1 protein-coding gene is annotated in these 1,689 nt (G+C 66.7%); it reads left to right on the forward strand.

Going from position 1 to position 1,689, the window contains the following annotated elements:
• The coding region (locus ACK5IN_RS06625) for a DNA topoisomerase (ATP-hydrolyzing) (protein WP_416895408.1) at positions 1 to 1,689 on the forward strand (1,689 nt) is incomplete at both ends.

Consider the following 1,689-nt stretch of genomic DNA (forward strand, 5'->3'; position numbering starts at 1 on the left):
GGACGTGCGGGACGGACTCAAGCCGGTGCACCGCCGGGTGATCTACACGATGTATGACGGCGGGTACCGACCCGATCGCGCCTTCAGCAAGTGCACCCGCGTCATCGGCGACGTGATGGGGCAGTTCCACCCGCACGGCGACAGTGCCGTGTACGACTCGCTCGTGCGACTCGTGCAGCCGTGGTCGCTGCGCTATCCGCTCGCACTCGGGCAGGGAAACTTCGGATCGCCTGGCAACGACGGCGCTGCCGCCCACCGATATACTGAAACGAAAATGGCGCCGATGGCCATGGAGATGGTCCGGGACATCGACGAGGACACCGTCGACTTCCAGGACAACTACGACGGCCGCACCCAGGAGCCGACCGTGCTGCCGGCCCGGTTCCCGAACCTGCTCGTCAACGGCTCGGTCGGCATCGCGGTCGGGATGGCCACGAACATCCCACCGCACAATCTGCGCGAGGTGGCCGACGGTGTTGCCTGGGCCCTAGAGCACCCGGACGCGACGCACGAAGAGTTGCAGGACGCCCTCGTACAGCGGATCAAGGGCCCGGATTTTCCCACCGGCGCGACGATCCTCGGCGTCAAGGGGGCGCACGACGCGTACCGCACCGGGCGCGGCTCGATCACGATGCGCGCCGTCGTCTCCGTCGAGGAATTGCAGGGCCGCACCTGCCTCGTCGTCACGGAACTGCCGTACCAGGTCAACCCGGACAACCTGGCGATCAAGATCGCCGATCTGGTCAAGGACGGCAAACTTGCCGGTATTGCGGATATCCGGGACGAGACCTCGAGCCGGGCCGGGCAGCGCCTGGTCATCGTGCTCAAGCGCGACGCGGTGGCAAAGGTGGTGCTCAACAACCTCTACAAGCACACCTCGCTGCAGGAGAACTTCGGCGCGAACATGCTCGCGATCGTCGACGGGGTGCCGCGCACCCTGAGCATCGACCAGTTCATCTCCCGGTGGATCGAGCACCAGCTCGAGGTCATCGTCCGGCGCACCCGCTACCGCCTCGCCGAAGCGGAGGCCCGCGCCCACATCCTGCGCGGCTACCTCAAGGCGCTCGACGCGCTCGACGAGGTGATCGCCCTCATCCGCCGCTCACCGAACGTGGAGGACGCGCGAAACGGACTCATGGATCTGCTGGAGATCGACGAGGTGCAGGCCAGCGCGATTCTCGAACTGCAGCTGCGCCGCCTCGCCGCTCTCGAGCGGCAGAAGATCATCGACGAGCACGCCGCCATCGAGGCGCGCATCGCGGACCTCAACGACATCCTCGCGTCCGAACCGCGCCAGCGCGAGATCGTCGGCACCGAACTCGCGGAGATCGCCAAGAAGTACGGGGACGACCGTCGCACGGAGATCCTCTACGGATTCGACGGCGACGTCTCGGTGGAAGACCTCATCCCCGAGGAGGAGATGGTCGTCACCGTCAGCCGCGACGGCTACGTCAAGCGCACCCGCAGCGACAACTATCGCAGCCAGCACCGGGGCGGGCGCGGCGTGAAGGGCGCGGCGCTGCGCAGCGACGACCTTGTCTCGCACTTCTTCGTGACCACGACGCACCACTGGCTGCTGTTCTTCACGAACACCGGGCGTGTCTATCGGGCCAAGGCCTACGAGCTTCCCGAGGGCGGTCGCGATGCGAAGGGCCAGCACGTCGCAAACGTGCTCGCACTGCAGCCGGA

The organism is Microbacterium sp. (assembly GCF_047971895.1).
Lineage (GTDB): Bacteria > Actinomycetota > Actinomycetes > Actinomycetales > Microbacteriaceae > Microbacterium.